The organism is Parapedobacter flavus (genome assembly GCF_035818675.1).
Taxonomy (GTDB): domain Bacteria; phylum Bacteroidota; class Bacteroidia; order Sphingobacteriales; family Sphingobacteriaceae; genus Parapedobacter; species Parapedobacter flavus.
Window position 1 is genome coordinate 718,717 of the sequence record NZ_JAYKZZ010000001.1, and the last position, 17,546, is coordinate 736,262.

A 17,546-nucleotide genomic window follows, 5' to 3' on the forward strand; every position below is an offset into this window, starting at 1 on the left:
ACTTTTTAACATTCAATTATTTGTACCACAATGAGAAGGGACGAAACCATATTTAAGTTAATCAACCAAGAGCTCAAGCGCCAGGAAGAAGGCATCGAACTCATTGCATCAGAAAACTTCGTGAGCCGGCAAGTGATGGAAGCCGCGGGTTCTGTATTGACCAATAAATATGCCGAAGGCTTACCGGGTAAGCGCTATTATGGCGGTTGTGAGGTCGTTGACGAAGTGGAAACGATTGCCATTGAGAGGGCTAAACAGCTCTTCGATGCCGAATGGGTTAACGTGCAACCCCACTCCGGTGCACAAGCTAACGCCGCTGTGTTCCTGGCATTGTTGCAACCCGGAGATAAAATCCTGGGTTTCGACCTCTCGCATGGTGGACACCTTACCCACGGCTCGCCGGTTAACTTTTCTGGAAAACTGTACCAGCCCTTGTTTTATGGCGTGGATAGGGAAACCGGCTTGATCGACTACAAGCAGTTGGAAGAAGTGGCGCTGCGGGAAAAGCCAAAAGTAATCATTTGCGGTGCCTCCGCATATTCGCGTGATTGGGACTATGCCTTTATCCGCAGGGTAGCCGATGAGATCGGCGCATTGGTCGTGGCCGATATATCGCACCCGGCTGGCCTCATCGCCCGGGGGCTGCTTAGCGATCCACTGCCGCATTGCCACGTAGTGACCACCACCACCCATAAAACGCTGCGGGGCCCTCGGGGTGGCCTCATTATGGTGGGCAAGGATTTCGAGAACCCATGGGGTATTAAAACACCGAAAGGTGAAATCCGGAGCATTACGTCGCTATTGGACTTGGCTGTTTTCCCGGGCACACAAGGTGGGCCTTTGGAACATATCATTGCAGCCAAAGCCATCGCGTTCGGCGAAGCGTTGAGCGAAGATTACATGGAGTATACCATCCAGGTAAAGAAAAATGCGGCTACGTTGGCACAGGCATTTGTAAATAAAGACTATAACATCATATCCGGTGGAACCGAAAACCATTTGATGCTTATCGATCTCCGCAACAAAGGAATCAGCGGTAAAGCCGCTGAAGCAGCTTTGGGCAAGGCCGGTATCACCATCAATAAGAACATGGTGCCGTTTGATGACCGGTCGCCGTTCGTGACGTCGGGTATCCGGTTGGGTACAGCGGCAATCACGACCCGCGGACTTAAAGAAGACAAGATGCTGGAAATTGCGGAGATGATCGATGTAGCACTGCTGAAACACGATGATGATACCGCATTGGATAAGATCCACAATAAAGTAAAGACATTGATGGCGGAATATCCGTTGTACAAATAGCCGTCGGGCTTTATGCCGTGAAAAGTCTTGTTCCGCGAGAGGCGGGGCAAGACTTTTTTAGTTACAAGAAAGGGCGGTAATGGTTAGAAAAAAGCAAAATTCGAACAAAAGCTTTGAAATGCTGAAAATTTTCCTTTTTTTTGACCTAGTTACAGAATCATTGAAAGGAGAGCTACTATAGGAAATACGACTACAAGAAAGAGATTACTTATTTGTTGAAAATAGTAAAAAGTGGGAGTAGCGTATTATGAAGCTTGAACAACGAACTGACCAAGAACTCATCCGTCTGTATGTGGCTGGAGAGGAATCAGGGCTAGAGATTTTGATTGACCGGTACAAGGCCAAACTATATACATCCATTTATTTATTGGTGAAAGATGAAAGTCTTGCAGAGGATATCTTCCAAGATACTTTTATCAAGGTGATCAATACCCTGAGAAGCGGTCGCTATAATGAGGAAGGTAAGTTTTTGCCTTGGGTAATGCGGATTGCACATAACCTGGTTATTGATTATTACCGGAAAGAACGGCGCACGCCCGTGGTGGTGAATAGCGAAGGGTTTGATATTTTCGATGTGTTGCAATTTTCGGATGAGAGTGTGGAAGCACGGATGATCCGCGAACAGACCCATCGCGACCTGCGGCGTATGATACAACGCCTTCCAGACGACCAAAAAGAGGTGCTTATTATGCGTCACTATGGCGACATGAGTTTCAAGGAAATTGCTGCGGTTACCGAAGTCAGTATCAATACCGCGCTCGGCCGGATGCGTTATGCCCTCAATAATCTTCGCAAGATGATGTATGGCGACGAGGCAGCACTACGGGCCGGGTAACGATGTTGTGAAAGGCTTTAAGCAAACAATTTTCCCTGTGTAAAGGCAGGCGACAGACCTAAGAACTCAAATTTATGGACGGTGGAATAGGTGTGCGTACCTACGCGGCGCCTCAGCAACGTCATGTTCCGCGCCCTGAACTCGCCGTGGTAAGCGGTGCGGTTCCAAATAGGCCAAACCATGGCATTTTGTGGTGGTGTCAATTTTCTGGCAATGGTAATGTGGGGTTTCGTTACGAACCGGGCCGCATGGCCTTTTACGCCACTGACCAACGGACGGAGCGTGCGGCGATGCGTAGCAATCAGCTGGAGAATGGGGACTTCCGACTTCACATCCACAAATAAGGTATGGCCGAAGCTGCCAAACCCATGTAATTCCACGTCAAAAGGCATTGCCATATCGGCTATCCGTTGAAATTCCCTGACCATATGGTTTTCATAACTGTCGTATTGGATAAATCGCATCAATGTCATGTGGCTTTTGGAGACGATCGCGTTTGGATACCGGTAGCTTTTGATGAAATACTGCTTGAAGGCCCGTAATTGTTTCTGTACGAGATTGCTAGGTTCGATGATTAGCAGGTATTCGAACAAGTGAAGGCCGTAGTGGTGGGGATATACTGCGTTCATAATTTCTAATAATTTTAGTAAATGTACAAATAATTTTAGTTATTTCAAGTTTTCGTTGATCTTTTTACTAAAATATTTAACATTTCATGACGACACCAAATTTTGGTCCTTTCCGGCGGTATACCAATCGAATTGCATGGGGGAGTTACGGTACCTGAATATCGTATCCTTCAACGCATGTTACAGGCAGGGATTAGGTTGCTTAAGTAAAAATGCTTCATAAAAGGCATCAGGTTGTTTGGGGTGAACTGGTATTTGGCCAAAAACAAAAACGCAATCACCTGATAAGATGATTGCGTTTTAAACTGGCGGTCCGGACGGGACTCGAACCCGCGACCCCATGCGTGACAGGCATGTATTCTAACCAGCTGAACTACCGAACCTGTTCCCCTTTCGGGATTGCAAATATAGCGTGTTTTATCTATTTGCAAACAAAAATTTTAAAATAATTAAGCGGTTGCCCCCTCTTTCATTTTTTCTGCGTTTTCGGCAAATTGGAGGGCGTCGATAATCTCCTGAATATCACCGTCCATCACCGCTGGCAGGTTGTACATAGTAAGCCCGATGCGATGTTCAGTAACCCGACCCTGCGGATAATTATACGTTCGAATCTTGGCCGACCGATCGCCCGTAGATACCATCGTCTTCCTTTTCGCGGCGATATCGCCGTGTTTTTTCTGTACTTCCAGTTCGTAAAGCTTCGATCGTAGCATCTCCATCGCCAACTCCCGGTTGGCGAGCTGGGATCGCTCAATCTGGCACACCACCACAATGCCCGTAGGTTTGTGCGTGAGTTGTACTTTGGTTTCCACTTTATTTACGTTCTGCCCCCCGGCTCCTCCTGAGCGGGAGGTTTGCAACTCGATATCGGCGGGGTTGAGTTCCACGTCCACCTCTTCCGCTTCGGGTAGCACCGCTACCGATGCTGCCGAGGTATGTACCCTCCCTTGGGTCTCGGTATCCGGAACCCGTTGCACCCGGTGTACGCCTGACTCATACTTCAATTGGCCATAAACATCTTCTCCCGTTACTTTAAGGATCACTTCCTTGTAACCTCCTGCCGTACCTTCGGTCACGTCCATCACCTCGTTACGCCACCCCTTTTCTTCAAAATACCGCATGTACATCCGATACAGGTCGCCGGCAAAGAGCGCTGCCTCATCACCCCCAGCACCACCCCGTATTTCGAGGATGGCGTTTTTTGAATCTTCGGGGTCCTTTGGAATGAGCATCAAGCGTATCTCTTCTTCCTTGGCCTCTTTCTGCTCCAACAAGATATCCAGCTCTTCTTTCGCCATCTCGCGCAGCTCCTGGTCCTTCTCGTTGGCGAGGATGTCCTTGTTGGTGTCGATATTGCTTACCATATTCTTATAGATATGGTACTGATCCACGATTTTGCCTAAATCTTTGTACTCTTTATTGAACTGGGCGAAACGCTTCATATCACTGACGGCATCGGGGCTGCTTAGTTCTCGCTCCACCTCTTCCCAGCGGTCCTTTATAGCTTTTAATTTTTCTAACATAATAATCTATTTGTGGTTTTGCCGGTTTATTTTCGCAGGCATGTTTAATGAGTACAAAGCCAATAAAAGTACGAAATTGCAGAAATACAACGCAGCAACCTGTGTGCAAAAATACGTTTTTTTATGGTTTTCAGGGCGGTGAATTGAACTACGCGCCAATCAATGCGATGCAACAACCTTGAGGCCGATAATGGAACCGATAAGCGTGGTAATGAATACCAATCGCCATAGCGTGGCCGGTTCGTTGAAGAAAATGATGCCCATCAACACGGTTCCCACCGCCCCGATGCCGGTCCAGACCGCATAAGCCGTGCCCAACGGGAGCGTTTGCGTAGCCTTGATGAGCAAGATCATGCTCACCGTTAAGCATACCGCAAAACTGCCGTACCAAAGGTAAGATGTGACGCCTGTGGTTTCTTTCGCTTTGCCTAAGCTCGTTGTAAAACCAACTTCAAAAAGGCCAGCGATAATGAGGATGATCCAGTTCATATTCGGAATATTAATTATTCATGCCATGTTTTCAACACCAGGTTATCGCCGTCAAAAACGGCGTAGGTGTTGTAGTTTATCCATTCGCCAAGATTGATGTATTTGCTGCCTTTTACCAACGCGAGGTCAATCGGGAGGTGGCGATGGCCAAAGACGAAATAATCGTAGTAGTGGTGCTCAAGGAGCTCAGTGGCATATACGGCCAGCCATTCGTTGGCTTCGCCTTGAAATGATTCTTGTCCGCCGGAGGAAATGCGGCTGCGGGCCGACCACCGCTGGGCGATTCCAATCCCTAGGTTGGGATGCAATCGGGCAAACAGCCACTGGCAAAGCCGGCTGCGGAATATTTTTTTAAGTAATTTATAGGTGCGATCACCGGGACCCAGACCGTCGCCGTGATGCAGGTAGAACGTCTTGCCATTGTGCTCAATAACCAACTCGTTGTCTACGATTGTTGCGCCAAGCTCATTCTTCAGGTATCCAAACATCCACATGTCGTGGTTACCTTTGAAGAAGGTAAGTCGTACCCCCATGTCGGCCAATTCGGCCAATTTGCCTAGAAACCGGATATAACCCTTGGGAACCACCGTGGCATACTCGAACCAAAAATCAAAGATATCGCCCATCAGGAAAAGTTCGGCAGCATCGGCTTTGATATGGTCTAGCCAGCCAACGATGCGCGTCTCGCGCGCTCTTGTTGTAGAGCGGGGGTGTGCGCCCAAGTGGAAATCGGATGCGAAATAAATTTTATCGCGTGTCGGCATGCGGCCAAAATTAAGAAATTCTTGTTAGCTTTGCTTTTAATCTTAATCGGACACGTTCCCGAAGACTATTGCACCATGAACAAAAACTTAAAACTTATCTTATTGGCTTCGATCATCACCGCCTGTCAACACCAGAAGGCTATTCAGCCCGCAGAAGAAATTACGCTGTTGCCCTATCCTGAAACAACGAAAGGAGATATCGCCGACAACTATTTTGGAACAGAAGTGGCTGACCCGTACCGTTGGCTCGAAAACGATACCGCAGCTGAAACGAAAGCGTGGGTAACTGAACAGAACAAGGTAACCCATGCCTATCTAGAACAAATTCCATTTCGCGAGGCGATTTATAAACGGCTGGAAAGACTGTGGAATTACGAAAAATTCTCGGCACCCTTTACAGAAGGGAACTATACCTATTTTTACAAGAATGACGGGCTGCAGAATCAAAGCGTGCTGTATCGTCAGCGGGGAAATGATGGCGATGTGGAAGTTTTTCTCGATCCTAATAAATTTTCGGAAGATGGCACCACTTCCCTAGCCGGTCTCGCGTTTTCACGCGATGGTAGCTTGGTGGCTTACCAATTGTCTGAAGGTGGTTCCGATTGGCGTAAAGTCGTGATCATCCGTGCGGAAGATAAAACCATGGTTGGCGACACGTTGGTCGATGTGAAGTTCAGCGGTTTGGCCTGGCGCGGTAATGAAGGCTTTTATTACAGCAGCTACGAAAAACCCGACGAAGGCAGCGCGCTCTCGGGCATAACCGATCAGCATCAGCTTTTCTTCCATGAGCTCGAGTCGCCGCAAAGCGAGGATAAGCTTATTTTTGGTGGGGCAACTACCCCACGTAGGTATATCGGTGGTTATCTCACGGAAGATGAGCAGTTCCTTGTTATCACCGCGGCCAATACCACGAGTGGAGGTGAACTGTATATCCAGGATCTATCCAAGCCAGGGAGCCCGATTGTCAATGTGGTCGATAATTTTGAGAAAGACCATAGCATCATCGACAACGATGGCGATAAGCTATTTATCTATACCAACTTGGATGCACCAAATGGGAAAATTGTCACGGTTGGCGCGGATAACCCCAAGCCCGAAAACTGGGTAGACCTGATCCCCGAAACCGAGAACGTGCTTAATCCCGGTACGGGTGGCGGTAAGATTTTTGCCAATTATCTCAAAGATGCGACATCGATGGTTCAACAATATGACCGCAGCGGAACGTTGGAGCGTACCATTGAGTTGCCCGATGTAGGGTCGGCGGGAGGTTTTGGCGCAAAGATGGAAGATAAGGAATTGTATTATTCGTTTACTTCCTATGTGTACCCGTCTACCATTTTTAAATATGATATAGCCTCTGGTAAGTCGGAATTATATAGGGCATCTGGCGTTGATTTCGATCCGACGAAATATGAGTCGAAGCAGGTGTTCTATACTTCCAAAGATGGCACCAAAGTGCCGATGATCATTACCCATAAAAAGGGGATTGTGCTTGATGGAAGCAACCCTACACTCCTGTATGGTTATGGCGGGTTTAATATCAGTCTTCGCCCTTCATTCAGTACGTCCAATATCATCCTGCTCGAGCAAGGCGGGGTATATGCAGTGGCCAACTTACGGGGTGGCGGCGAATACGGCGAGAAGTGGCACCTGGCGGGTACCAAACTCCAAAAGCAAAATGTCTTTGATGATTTCATTGCCGCTGCCGAGTACCTTATCGATGAGGGGTATACCTCGTCCGAAAAATTAGGCGTCGCAGGCGGCTCTAATGGCGGATTATTGGTCGGTGCAGTCATGACGCAGCGACCTGAGCTATTTAAGGTGGCATTGCCTGCAGTAGGCGTATTAGACATGTTACGGTACCATAAGTTTACCGCGGGCGCGGGTTGGGCCTTCGATTATGGTACTGCAGATGATAATGAGGAGATGTTCAACTACCTCCACACATATTCGCCCTACCATGCGTTGAAAGCCGGCACCGCTTATCCGGCGACGATGGTAACCACCGCCGACCACGATGACCGCGTGGTACCTGCGCATTCGTTTAAGTTTGCGGCGCGCTTGCAAGAATACCATACGGGGCCAAACCCTGTGCTTATCCGTATTGAAACCAAGGCCGGCCATGGTGCGGGTAAACCCACAGCCATGATTATTGCCGAGCAAGCCGATAAGTGGGCGTTCCTGTTCCAGAATACGGGTACCGCCTATAGCGAATGACGGTATCATTTAATTTGATGGGAGTACAATGGATATAAAGCAAGAAGACAACGGGAAAAAGGGGCTATTCCGTGCGCTGGTAAACGGCGAAGAAGCGGGATTGATGACCTATACCTGGGCGGGCGACCATAAATTTATCATCGACCATACCGAAGTAAACGCCGAATTTTCGGGACAAGGTATAGGCAAAAACCTAGTCATGGCCGCTGTGGGCTTTGCCCGTGAAAACGGGTTCAAGGTTTTGCCGTTATGCCCCTATGCCAAAAGTGTTTTCGAGAAAACGAAGGCCATACAAGACGTCTTGTTCTAGCCGCTGCGTTAGGGTTTCGCTACTTCTTCTTTCTTAGGGAAAATAAGCGACGCGACCACGCTGATGAATAATATCGATACAATGATAATCAGCGAATGCGACGTGGTAAAACCTATACTTGACAACCAATCGTGCAACAGCATTTTTCCCCCGATAAATACCAACAGGAACGAAAGGCCCGTTTTGAGGTAATGGAATTTATGGATGATGTTAACCAATAGGAAAAACATGGAGCGCAGGCCCAGAATCGCAAAGATATTGGAGAAGAACACGATATAAGGGTCTTTGGTTACCGCAAAGATAGCCGGAATGGAGTCGACCGCGAAAATGAGGTCGGTAAACTCAATGACCAATAATACCAGAAATAGGGGCGTAACATACCTTTTTGCGTTCTCCCTATGGAAGAACTTTCCGTTTACGAAGGTTGGGTATACCGAGAAGTATTTCGAGGCAAATTTAACCACGGTGTGGTTTTGCGGATCAATTTCTTCCTCTTGGTTGCGATGGATGAACATCATAATGCCGGTGTACACCAGGAAGAGACCAAATATATAAAGTATCCATCCGAATTGGCTAATTAGCGCTGCGCCCAGAAAGATAAAGAGGAACCGGAGTACAATGGCGCCGATAATGCCCCAAACCAATACTTTGTGGTAGTACTGTGTAGGTACGCCAAATGAGCTGAAGACCAGTACCATAACGAATATGTTATCGACCGATAGCGCATATTCGACCACATAGCCTGTAATATATTCGAGTGCCAGGTTACGGCGGTAAATCTCTAGGCTGGCAAGGAAGTCGTCCGGTATCAGTTTGATGTTGTGCAAGTGCTTTTGGGTAACCTCTGCCAGTCGTGCAAAATCCCCGATGTTGTGCAGCTCGTGACCCCATATCCGTAAAACCACATAGAAACCCAGCGCAAAGCTCACCCATACCGCGCTCATAATCGCTGCCTGCTTAAAGCTTATCGCCGAATTGCTTTTGCTAAATAGACCAAGGTCGATGGCGAGCATGAGAATGATGAAAAGTAAAAAGCCACCAAAAAACAGAAGTTCGTTGCTCATATTATTTATTTCTTTCAGTTGTGTACCTTACTAGTTGTTCCAAGCCGTGGCGGTAAGCATTCTGAGGCAGGTGGTCCAGGATGTCAAACGCCTCCTGTTGGTAAGCCAGCATTTGTGCCGTGGCGTATTCCATGCCACCGTTTGCCTTTACAAAGGCAATGACCTCGGCTACTTTCTGCGCATCTTCGTTATGGTTCTTTACCAAGTTGATGATCCGTCGTTTTTCGGCCTTGCCTACTTGCTTCAGTGCGTGGATGAGAGGCAAGGTGAGTTTCTTCTCCTTGATATCGTTGCCCAATGGCTTACCGACATCATCGATGCCGAAGTCGAACAAATCATCCTTGATTTGAAAGGCGATGCCTACTTTTTCACCAAACCGATGCATTTGCTCCACCGTTGTATCATCTGCACCTGCCGAAGCCGCCCCGCATGCACAACAAGAGGCGATAAGCGACGCGGTTTTCTGCCGGATGACTTCAAAATATACATCCTCTTCAATATCCATGCGCCGAGCTTTCTCGATTTGCAACAGCTCGCCCTCGCTCATCTGCTCTACAGCATGGGTCACGATTTCGAGCAAGCGGAAATCTGCATTTCGGATGGAGAGCGAGAGGCCCTTAGCCAACAGGAAATCGCCTACCAACACCGCGACCTTATTTTTCCAAAGCGCATTTACCGAAAAAAAGCCACGCCTCACATTCGCGTTGTCTACCACATCGTCGTGCACCAAGGTGGCCGTATGCAAAAGCTCAACCAACGCGGCACCACGGTGTGTGGCATCATTGATTTTGCCACAAGACCCCGCCGAAAAAAAGACAAACATCGGCCGCATTTGTTTGCCCTTGCGTTTTACGATGTAGTGGGTTATACGGTCGAGTAGCGGAACGGAGCTCCGCATCGATTCCTTGAATTTATCTTCAAAAATGGTCAGTTCCCCTTCAATGGGCCTTTGTATTTCGCTTAGTTTGAGCATGTAAAACGGTCGGCAGCCATGAATTTAACTTGTCTGTTTCAAAACGGCGCAAGATACTAAGAAATCCACAATAACCTATAGCAGCGCAACGGATTCTTCCAATTCATCGTACCATTGCTGGCCGTATTTGCGGATAAGCGGCTCCTTTAAGAATGCATATACCGGTACTTGGAGTTCTTGGCCAAAAGCGCAGGCCGAATGGCAGATATGCCAACGGTCGTAATGCAATACGTCAAATTCGGGGTAGGCGGTGGTGCGGATAGGGTAGAGGTGGCAAGAAAGGGGTTTCCTCCAGTCAATTTCACCGTTTTCATAGGCCTTTTCAATAGCGCACTTGGTAATACCGTTTTCCCAGGTCACATAAGCACATTCTTTATGGCCGTCCACGCAAGGTGTGGTTAGGTCTCCATCGGCATCAACCACGTGTGTGCCCTGTTCTTCTACCGTGGCAATTCCCTTCTCGGTCATATAGGGCTGCACTTTCGGATAGATAGTTGCCAATACATCGAGTTCGTCCTGCTGTAAGGGTGCGCCAGCATCGCCTTCAACACAACAGGCGCCTTTGCACTTGCCGAGGTTACATACAAACTCTTCTTTTATCAATTCTTCGCTCACCAGTACGGGGCCAACTTCAATCATCATGGTCGGTTGTGTATTGTCTATTCGTTTGCGGGCTCACCCAGTGGATATTTCAAGCCCTTCGCATCGGTCAGCTCTAGCGTTACCGAGCCCACGAGAATCTCCACTTCGGCCTTTACCGGTATACGGTTACCATCGTTGGTAACCCAGAGATATAGGCGGCTATCTTTACGGAAAATGCGGCCGGGTTTAATTTCGGGACTAAATTTCAAACATTCTAAGGTGCCCAGCGATGTTTTGATTGTTTCAATACCGATGTATTCGATGCCCAGCGTGGCTATTTCGTCATTGAGGAAATAGGTAAGCTTAAACGACTGTCCTTTCTTCACGTTAGATAAGTCGAGATTACGGGCAAAATAATAGGCCGATAGCAAATCGAACGTTTGTGCAGACTCACTTTTGAACGTGCCTTTGTTGCCTTTAACCGTGTGGGTACGGTGGTTGAAACTTACAATGTCCGTGCGGCGGTAGCTGCCTTCCCGAATGTTTTCAGTATAATAATGCGGGAGGAAGGTGCGCGAATCGATATAGGAGTTATATCGGTTGTCCACGGTGAAAAAGATACTAAAAGCGCTGGAGGTCTGTCCACGGGCCGATAGGTGGTAGCTGTGTGGGCTGCTGAATTTGATTTTCGAGTCTTCCACCTTAAGGGTCCCCGTTGCAGCGGATATCATGCCATACCGTAAGCGGTAACTGAGCTCTTCTCCAGCTTGGAAGGCGGGCTCCTTCAGGTAGGGGAGCGGTTGCCCGTGTGCTAGAAAAACTGCTGCCAGCACCGTAGATATAAGGGTGAGCATCTTCTTCATATGCTACAATATACAAATAAAATGCCGTTTTTACCCATTTGCCACGGCCGCTTTGCGTTTAAAAACCGGTACGGTAGAGCAGGGTTCGCCATACATCAGGCTTTTGGCTACTTTACCAGCCATGGCAGTGAATTTGACAAAAGCCGATTCGGGTATTTCAATGTCACCGCATCCCTTCACCACCACCCGTTGGTCACGATAGCGTTCGATGTCTAGTTTTTCTAGTGCTCGTTCATAAAGAATGGTCTCCAAGGTAGCCAAGTCGCCGAAAACCACATCCGCCGCATAAGGTTCCAAGCGGTTGGCAAGCAGCATGTATGCCCAGGTAGGCACGATGGCGTCTACGGTGCACGTAATTGCCACATATTTGCCTCGGTATTGTTCCCAGTCATGCGTCTTCACAAATTCCCTAAAATCCTTCTCGCGCAATATGAGGCCCTGAAACAGGTTGTCTTTGATGTCGTAGACCACCCGTTCGCCCTGTGGAGCGAAATGAGCAAGGTCTACCGTCATCAGTCCGCTTTGCGCTACTTTATTAACGATGGTTTCCTGTATTTCCATAATCAAATCACACAAAAAATCCGGATAACGGTTGCCGTTATCCGGATACAAAGGTACGAAATAAAGTTTAGTGCCTGTGCCGCTAAAAGAACCGTGCGCGGTTGTCTACCACATCGGCCTTGTCTTGCAGTGCCTGGAATGCCACCGACCAGATGCGCTGCGATAGCGACTGGGAAAGTTGTTGCTTTTGGGCCGCCAGGTCGGTCGGGGCCACCGGATTTACGAAACCAGTTACTTCAACCACGTATACACCTTGTGATCCTCGTATGGGTTTAGACGGTTGCTTGGGCTGCAGCCCGAAAACCGTGCCGACCACGGTATTTTCTTGGGCTACGCCCGGTATAACCGGGTTGGCAAATACAATGTTTTCTGCCAGAGCAGGGGTTTTGCCTAGTTTTTGGCCAATCTGTGCAAGGGAGGTCGCACCTGTGGTGGCCTCTTCGGCCTTTGCAATCAGCTGTCTTGCCTTCGCCCGTTTGCGCACTACGTCTTCAATATCACTTTTTACCGCATCCAGCGGCAATTGGCCTTCTTCGCGTACGCCAGTAAGCTTGGCAACGATATAATAGTTTTCAGATTCGTGTATCTTGTCGGTAACGTCGCCTTTATCGGCTTCAAAAGCCCACCGCACCAGTTCACGCGGTACCTCGGTGCCCATTAGGTTCGTCTCCATGGCCGTTACCTCGTCGGCTTTAAGCACGGTCAGCCCTTGTTGGGTAGCCGCTTCTTCAAAATCAGAATCACCTACTTCGCCAAAGAATTGGGTGGCTTGCTGATACGCCGCTTCCAAAGTCTCGCGGCCGCTGTTGATCTGTTTGTCTATAATGGCCGCCTTGACAAATCGCGACGAACCGATCTGGTCTTCCACCTTGATGATGTGGATGCCAAATTGCGAGGTAACGATGACCACTTCATTTTCTTTTGCTCCAAATGCTGCATTCTCAAACGCAGGAACCATCATGCCACGCCCAAATGTGCCCAGCTCGCCACCGTTTATCTTGCTGCCTTCGTCCGCGCTGAACTGGATAGCCAATGCGGCGAAGCTTTCCCCTTTTTCAATCAATGTTTTGATGGAGTCGGCTTTGGCCTTTGCTTTGTCGGTACCGCCTTCTAAAGCCGGGTTGAGCAGAATGTGGCTGGCTTTCACCGAGTCGGGGCCCACCAACGAAGCCACTACTTTTGCAATCTCAAACCGACCATTGCTGAGCAACGGACCCACCGTAGTACCTACAGGTGCATCAAATAGCAGGGTATCTAATGCCGGACTGAGTTCTCCCTGTTTGCGGAAGATATACGGATACTTTGTGTCGGAATTGACGGCAGCAAACAGCGAGTCAGTTTTCGTGTCGGCGAGCTGTGCCTTGAGCTCTTCAATGGTGCTTTGCACTCGCGCGGTATCTAGTGCCGTAGGGCTGGCATCAAATACTACATATTCCAAACTGCGGGTTTCCTCGGGGTTGTTGAACACCCCCTTATTCTCATTGTAATATTCTTGGTAATCCTGGTCGGTTAACGTTACCGAACTATTCGGTACCGATTGGTAATCGAGCAGTACATACTCGAAGTTCGCCAGCTTATTCCGTTGGCTATAGGCTTCATTGGCTTCCAGTGACGTTACGTAGATGCTGTTGCTAACCAGGTTGGTGTATTTGGCACTCAACCGCTCGTCAATCACATTCTGCAAGAGAGCTTCCCATTGACCGTGGGCCTCGTGGCCTTGCGGCAACATGCTTACCTGCGAGATGAAGGTGTTGAGCTGGTTGCGGTCAAACTGGCCTGTTTGCGGATTGCGGAACGCTTGTTGAATCTGCATGGATGGGTTGTCTCCTTGCACAAGGTCGTTCAGTTCTGTTTTTCCAACGGTAAGACCAATGTGCTCTGCTTCGCCTTTCAGCAACTCACGGTTGAGGTATTGGCCCCACACCTGTTGTACGGCCCACGATTTCATCTGCGGGCTGAGGGTGCCGCCACCCATCTGTTGCCTGAACATTTCCGAGGTTTGGTCTACCTGTGCATTAAATGCGTTAATATCTATTGCCTCACCGTTGATACTGCCTACTTGATTCTGGTGGCGTGCCCAAAACGGTGTACCGTAGTTGATAATATCCCCTAATAAAAACGCAACTATCGCAAAACCAATAAAGACGACAATCACCGTCCCTGCGCGGTTGCGTAAATAATTCATCAATCCCATAGCCTGTGTAAAACTGTTTTTTTTAAGCCGTTATTTATTGTGTCAAATTCTTGTTTTCAGGTGGTTGCATCCACATTTTTTAAACGAGGCGCAAGATACGACTTTTATCAAAAAAAGCGCAAAAAGTTAAATAAATTGCGGGATACTACCGGAAAGTTGGGGCTTGGCCATCTTCAAGCACGTACAACCCGGTCATATGCTCTACATAAACGTCTTCAAACGCCGCGTCCGAAGTAAATGACGTTCCCATGAAATTGCCGCGTTCATCTTTAAAGTAAGCCTCTATCGGTACGTGGTTGTAAAATGTGTTCGCTTTTTGGTCGTGTATAAGCTCTTCCGTTTTTATAATAGAGCCGTCGGCGAGGGTAATCACCACATTCCTCCTAAACTCGATCAACTCTTCTGCCTCTTTCTGTATCGCATAATCAGAGGTGATACGCTGGGTTTCCACCCGGTTTTCGTCATAGAAAACAATGGTAATCCCTTTTTGAAATTCATAATAAGGCTCCTCAACATTGTAGCGGCGCATTTCCGGTGCCGTCATCCGTGCTTTCACGAGCGCCGAATCACTATACACCACCGTTACGCCCAGCGAAATATCCACAGGTTCTTCCGCTTGTATAGTGGCAATACGGTCTACCTCTTTCAGGTCGGTCTCGCAGGCACTCAGCAATAGGACACCAAATAAGGTACATACACCCCAGAATCCCGTATTTTTACCCAGCTTACCCATCATCTCGATGATGTTCGCTAATCGTAGTACCTACGTCTAAACCACCTGTCGTTTAGCGTAAATCCTAAGTTGAAGTTAATATATCGTTCGCGCACCAAATTGTTCGACAGTGTGCCCAGCTGGCCAAATTCGGTGGCGAAGTTGATTTTATAGAATGATGTTCCAAACAGTGACGGAAGTGGAAAGCCGAAGCCCACCGTCAATGCCATCCGATTAATGTCCTGATTGTCGATGTTGATGTGCGACTTATTGTATTTGAAGCCTAACCGATAGTCTACCACGCCCAGATAATTCACCGAAGTCACATCCGGCGTTATTTGGCCACCAATAGCGAAGCCGTAGCTGTCGGTCAACTGCGGGTTGGCGTTGCCCACCCGGTAGTCGCTCCACTTCGCGTAGTTGAAATCACCACCAACCAGCCAGTTACTCCCCTTGGCAATGCTGAAGCCAACGCTGTGTTTCATCGGCATGGTAATCTGTTGTTTCAGGCCTTCATCTGTGGAAACCGAATCGACCGGTAGGTTTTCTTGGTCATCCTCCACACTTGTAGGTGTACGCGTAATCACGCGCGATGTGCTGCTGTTAAGCGGGGAGCCTGCCGTACCAGTATAACCGATGGTTAAGTTAACATTGTTGCCCAGTGGTTGGAAATACTGCGCGCCATAGTCAAAGCTGAACCCCTTCACATATTGGCTACTATCGGTCCGCACGTTGAGTGCGCCGATATCATCAGGGAACTCAACAGAATTTATCCGTTCAAGCGTGCCGAAAATATAAGAAGCATTGACGCCAACGCTGAATTTCTTTGTTATTTGCACGCCATAGCCAAGGTAAGCTTTGGTGGTGCCGCCGGCGCCGGCATATACGGTGCGGATATCGGTGGTATCCACGGTGCCGGGAATGGCATAACTGAAACCCACGTCAGAAAACGGCATAATACCGAAACTGATGCCGCCCGGGCGACCCAAGGGAATGCCGAAGTTGATGTGGCTGAGGGAAAAATTGTAAGAATTTTCGGTGAGGTTGTTTTTGCTCAATTCGGTAATGTTACCAAACACGCCCACGTCAATGGTGGTGAGGCCCAATGCCGAGTATGAGGCGGGGTTGCCCACATTGATATTGCCATAGCCGTTTAAGTAGCGTATGCCGGTGCTGATACCCCCCATCGCTCGTGCCTGTGGCAGTGCATCGCCCCGCATCTCACCCAGTCCATAGCGCGAATACGGCGAGCTGGTGGTGGCGCGCTGTGCGTGTGCCGTTGTTGCAAATAGCAGGAAGATAGAAAGTGCGTAGACGCCAGGGGTAAAGTGCGTGATGGTATAAAGGAACTTCGATATGCGGTGCTGCATGTGTTGATTTAAAAACGGGACGATGATGTCGATGAATACCTATTACTTGACAATCAGTAAATTTAATAATCAAAAAATGTATGCAAAGCTATTTAAATTTTAATTGTTACCGGCCATCCTTTTTGTTAAAAAAGGTTAAAACACTGCCTCTAAATCAATTAGAAAAACTGGAAATAAATGATGGTAAGCAGCAGCAGTGCAAATATGCCTTCATAAAACCATCGTTTCGCCGCGTAACTGAAATAATATGTCATGTAGACGGCAATGGGTGGCGCTGCCAGCAAAAAATGGTTAATGGACCAGTCGGCATTGAGGTAGAACGAGATGACCGCCAGTGCAAACATGCAAAAGAGCAATTGGAATGATTTGCGGATGTGTACTACGCTTTTGAAGAGGTTCTTGCGGAGGGTAATAACGAAAAGGACGATAATAGCCACCAACGGCAACAACACCAGGTAATCATAAATATCGATGTGGATGGATGTGGGGAACGCATACGTTAGGGGTAGCCATATCTCATAAAATGCATCCATCCGGTCGAACCATAGGTAGACAACACCGAGCAAGAAATAGACTGTGGCAAAGCCAATGGGTATGGCTACCCACTCGCGCCAGTCGAATGGACGGAAAATCATGAGGCTGAACCACAGCAGCGGTAACATCGCAATGAACGGGAAATAGACCAAACTGCCCAGGGCCACGATCATGCCCAAATCAAACATCAATGGTTTAATTTCGGTACGCCGGTAAATGCTTAGCAGTTTGTCAAGCATCCATATACTCAAGAAGTTGCAGATCAATATCGGCGACAGCACCAAGAAGGGCAGCATTAGGCTTGCCAGCGTCATGTACATCAGCGCTGGGAGAAAACTTGATCGGCCCACGAGGTTGAACCGATTGACAATGGTGTTGAGTAGCAAGGCCTGGATGATGGTGAGCACCAGTGTAATAAGTACGTTTGCCTGGGGTGTAATGTTTTCGGGAGATAGCTTGCCCGTGAAATTACTGATGGCCGGCTCGAAAAATACCGGTACGAGGTTTTCGGGCAGGTGCAGAAACACGCCCAAGCAGAGCACGAGCCCCACCATAGACAAAAACAGGATGTTTAACGGTGTGTATCTACGGAACTGATCAATCATGTTGTGTACGCTCAATGGC

17 protein-coding genes and 1 tRNA gene are annotated in these 17,546 nt (G+C 48.3%); 4 read left to right on the forward strand and 14 right to left on the reverse strand.

The window, feature by feature from the left end; translation table 11 throughout:
* Window positions 1-30: 30 nt before the first annotated feature.
* Window positions 31-1,302: a serine hydroxymethyltransferase gene (gene glyA, locus U9S71_RS02880; protein WP_326325095.1), complete on the forward strand. Its 1,272-nt coding sequence runs from the start codon at window positions 31-33 to the stop codon at window positions 1,300-1,302.
* Window positions 1,303-1,549: 247 nt separating this feature from the next.
* Window positions 1,550-2,137 (forward strand): RNA polymerase sigma factor, encoded by a 588-nt coding sequence (locus U9S71_RS02885; RefSeq protein ID WP_326325096.1) that lies wholly within the window; start codon window positions 1,550-1,552, stop codon window positions 2,135-2,137.
* 17 nt (window positions 2,138-2,154) lie between these two features.
* Here U9S71_RS02885 and U9S71_RS02890 read toward each other — a convergent pair whose 3' ends face one another.
* The 5 genes from U9S71_RS02890 to U9S71_RS02910 all read right to left on the reverse strand — a co-directional run bounded on the left by U9S71_RS02890 (window position 2,155) and on the right by U9S71_RS02910 (window position 5,542).
* Window positions 2,155-2,766, reverse strand: coding sequence for a 2'-5' RNA ligase family protein (locus U9S71_RS02890; protein WP_326325098.1), 612 nt, complete (start codon window positions 2,764-2,766; stop codon window positions 2,155-2,157).
* 306 nt (window positions 2,767-3,072) lie between these two features.
* A tRNA-Asp gene (locus tag U9S71_RS02895) sits at window positions 3,073-3,149 on the reverse strand.
* A gap of 66 nt (window positions 3,150-3,215) precedes the next feature.
* The gene (gene prfA / locus U9S71_RS02900) at window positions 3,216-4,289 is read right to left on the reverse strand and encodes a peptide chain release factor 1 (protein WP_326325099.1); all 1,074 of its coding nucleotides are present in this window, start codon (window positions 4,287-4,289) and stop codon (window positions 3,216-3,218) included.
* A gap of 159 nt (window positions 4,290-4,448) precedes the next feature.
* Window positions 4,449-4,778, reverse strand: coding sequence for a DMT family transporter (locus tag U9S71_RS02905; RefSeq protein ID WP_326325100.1), 330 nt, complete (start codon window positions 4,776-4,778; stop codon window positions 4,449-4,451).
* Between the two features lie 14 nt (window positions 4,779-4,792).
* On the reverse strand, window positions 4,793-5,542 hold the full coding sequence (locus U9S71_RS02910; RefSeq protein WP_326325102.1) for a UDP-2,3-diacylglucosamine diphosphatase: 750 nt from the start codon (window positions 5,540-5,542) through the stop codon (window positions 4,793-4,795).
* A 75-nt stretch (window positions 5,543-5,617) separates the two neighbouring features.
* Between U9S71_RS02910 and U9S71_RS02915 the strand changes: the two genes are divergently transcribed.
* Together U9S71_RS02915 and U9S71_RS02920 are read left to right on the forward strand one after the other, a co-directional pair.
* On the forward strand, window positions 5,618-7,759 hold the full coding sequence (locus U9S71_RS02915; RefSeq protein WP_326325103.1) for a prolyl oligopeptidase family serine peptidase: 2,142 nt from the start codon (window positions 5,618-5,620) through the stop codon (window positions 7,757-7,759).
* A 28-nt stretch (window positions 7,760-7,787) separates the two neighbouring features.
* Window positions 7,788-8,069 carry a GNAT family N-acetyltransferase gene (locus U9S71_RS02920; RefSeq protein ID WP_326325105.1) on the forward strand — a complete coding sequence of 94 codons (282 nt, stop codon included), beginning with the start codon at window positions 7,788-7,790 and terminating at the stop codon, window positions 8,067-8,069.
* 8 nt (window positions 8,070-8,077) lie between these two features.
* Here U9S71_RS02920 and U9S71_RS02925 read toward each other — a convergent pair whose 3' ends face one another.
* From U9S71_RS02925 to U9S71_RS02965, 9 genes are all read right to left on the reverse strand, one after another.
* Entirely contained in the window at window positions 8,078-9,133 is a 1,056-nt protein-coding gene (locus U9S71_RS02925) for a TerC family protein (protein ID WP_326325106.1), read from the reverse strand.
* 1 nt (window position 9,134) lies between these two features.
* On the reverse strand, window positions 9,135-10,106 hold the full coding sequence (locus U9S71_RS02930) for a polyprenyl synthetase family protein (protein ID WP_326325108.1): 972 nt from the start codon (window positions 10,104-10,106) through the stop codon (window positions 9,135-9,137).
* 75 nt (window positions 10,107-10,181) lie between these two features.
* Window positions 10,182-10,745, reverse strand: coding sequence for a DUF3109 family protein (locus tag U9S71_RS02935; RefSeq protein WP_326325291.1), 564 nt, complete (start codon window positions 10,743-10,745; stop codon window positions 10,182-10,184).
* 20 nt (window positions 10,746-10,765) lie between these two features.
* Window positions 10,766-11,551: a DUF3108 domain-containing protein gene (locus tag U9S71_RS02940; protein WP_326325110.1), complete on the reverse strand. Its 786-nt coding sequence runs from the start codon at window positions 11,549-11,551 to the stop codon at window positions 10,766-10,768.
* Window positions 11,552-11,581: 30 nt separating this feature from the next.
* The gene (locus tag U9S71_RS02945) at window positions 11,582-12,112 is read right to left on the reverse strand and encodes a DUF2480 family protein (RefSeq protein WP_326325112.1); all 531 of its coding nucleotides are present in this window, start codon (window positions 12,110-12,112) and stop codon (window positions 11,582-11,584) included.
* An 82-nt stretch (window positions 12,113-12,194) separates the two neighbouring features.
* Window positions 12,195-14,306 carry a peptidylprolyl isomerase gene (locus U9S71_RS02950; RefSeq protein ID WP_326325114.1) on the reverse strand — a complete coding sequence of 704 codons (2,112 nt, stop codon included), beginning with the start codon at window positions 14,304-14,306 and terminating at the stop codon, window positions 12,195-12,197.
* 145 nt (window positions 14,307-14,451) lie between these two features.
* On the reverse strand, window positions 14,452-15,042 hold the full coding sequence (lptC, locus tag U9S71_RS02955; protein ID WP_326325116.1) for an LPS export ABC transporter periplasmic protein LptC: 591 nt from the start codon (window positions 15,040-15,042) through the stop codon (window positions 14,452-14,454).
* A gap of 14 nt (window positions 15,043-15,056) precedes the next feature.
* Window positions 15,057-16,388, reverse strand: coding sequence for a BamG family beta-barrel-assembly machinery protein (gene bamG, locus U9S71_RS02960; protein ID WP_326325118.1), 1,332 nt, complete (start codon window positions 16,386-16,388; stop codon window positions 15,057-15,059).
* 158 nt (window positions 16,389-16,546) lie between these two features.
* Window positions 16,547-17,542, reverse strand: coding sequence for a DUF6427 family protein (locus tag U9S71_RS02965; protein ID WP_326325120.1), 996 nt, complete (start codon window positions 17,540-17,542; stop codon window positions 16,547-16,549).
* Window positions 17,543-17,546: the final 4 nt, after the last annotated feature.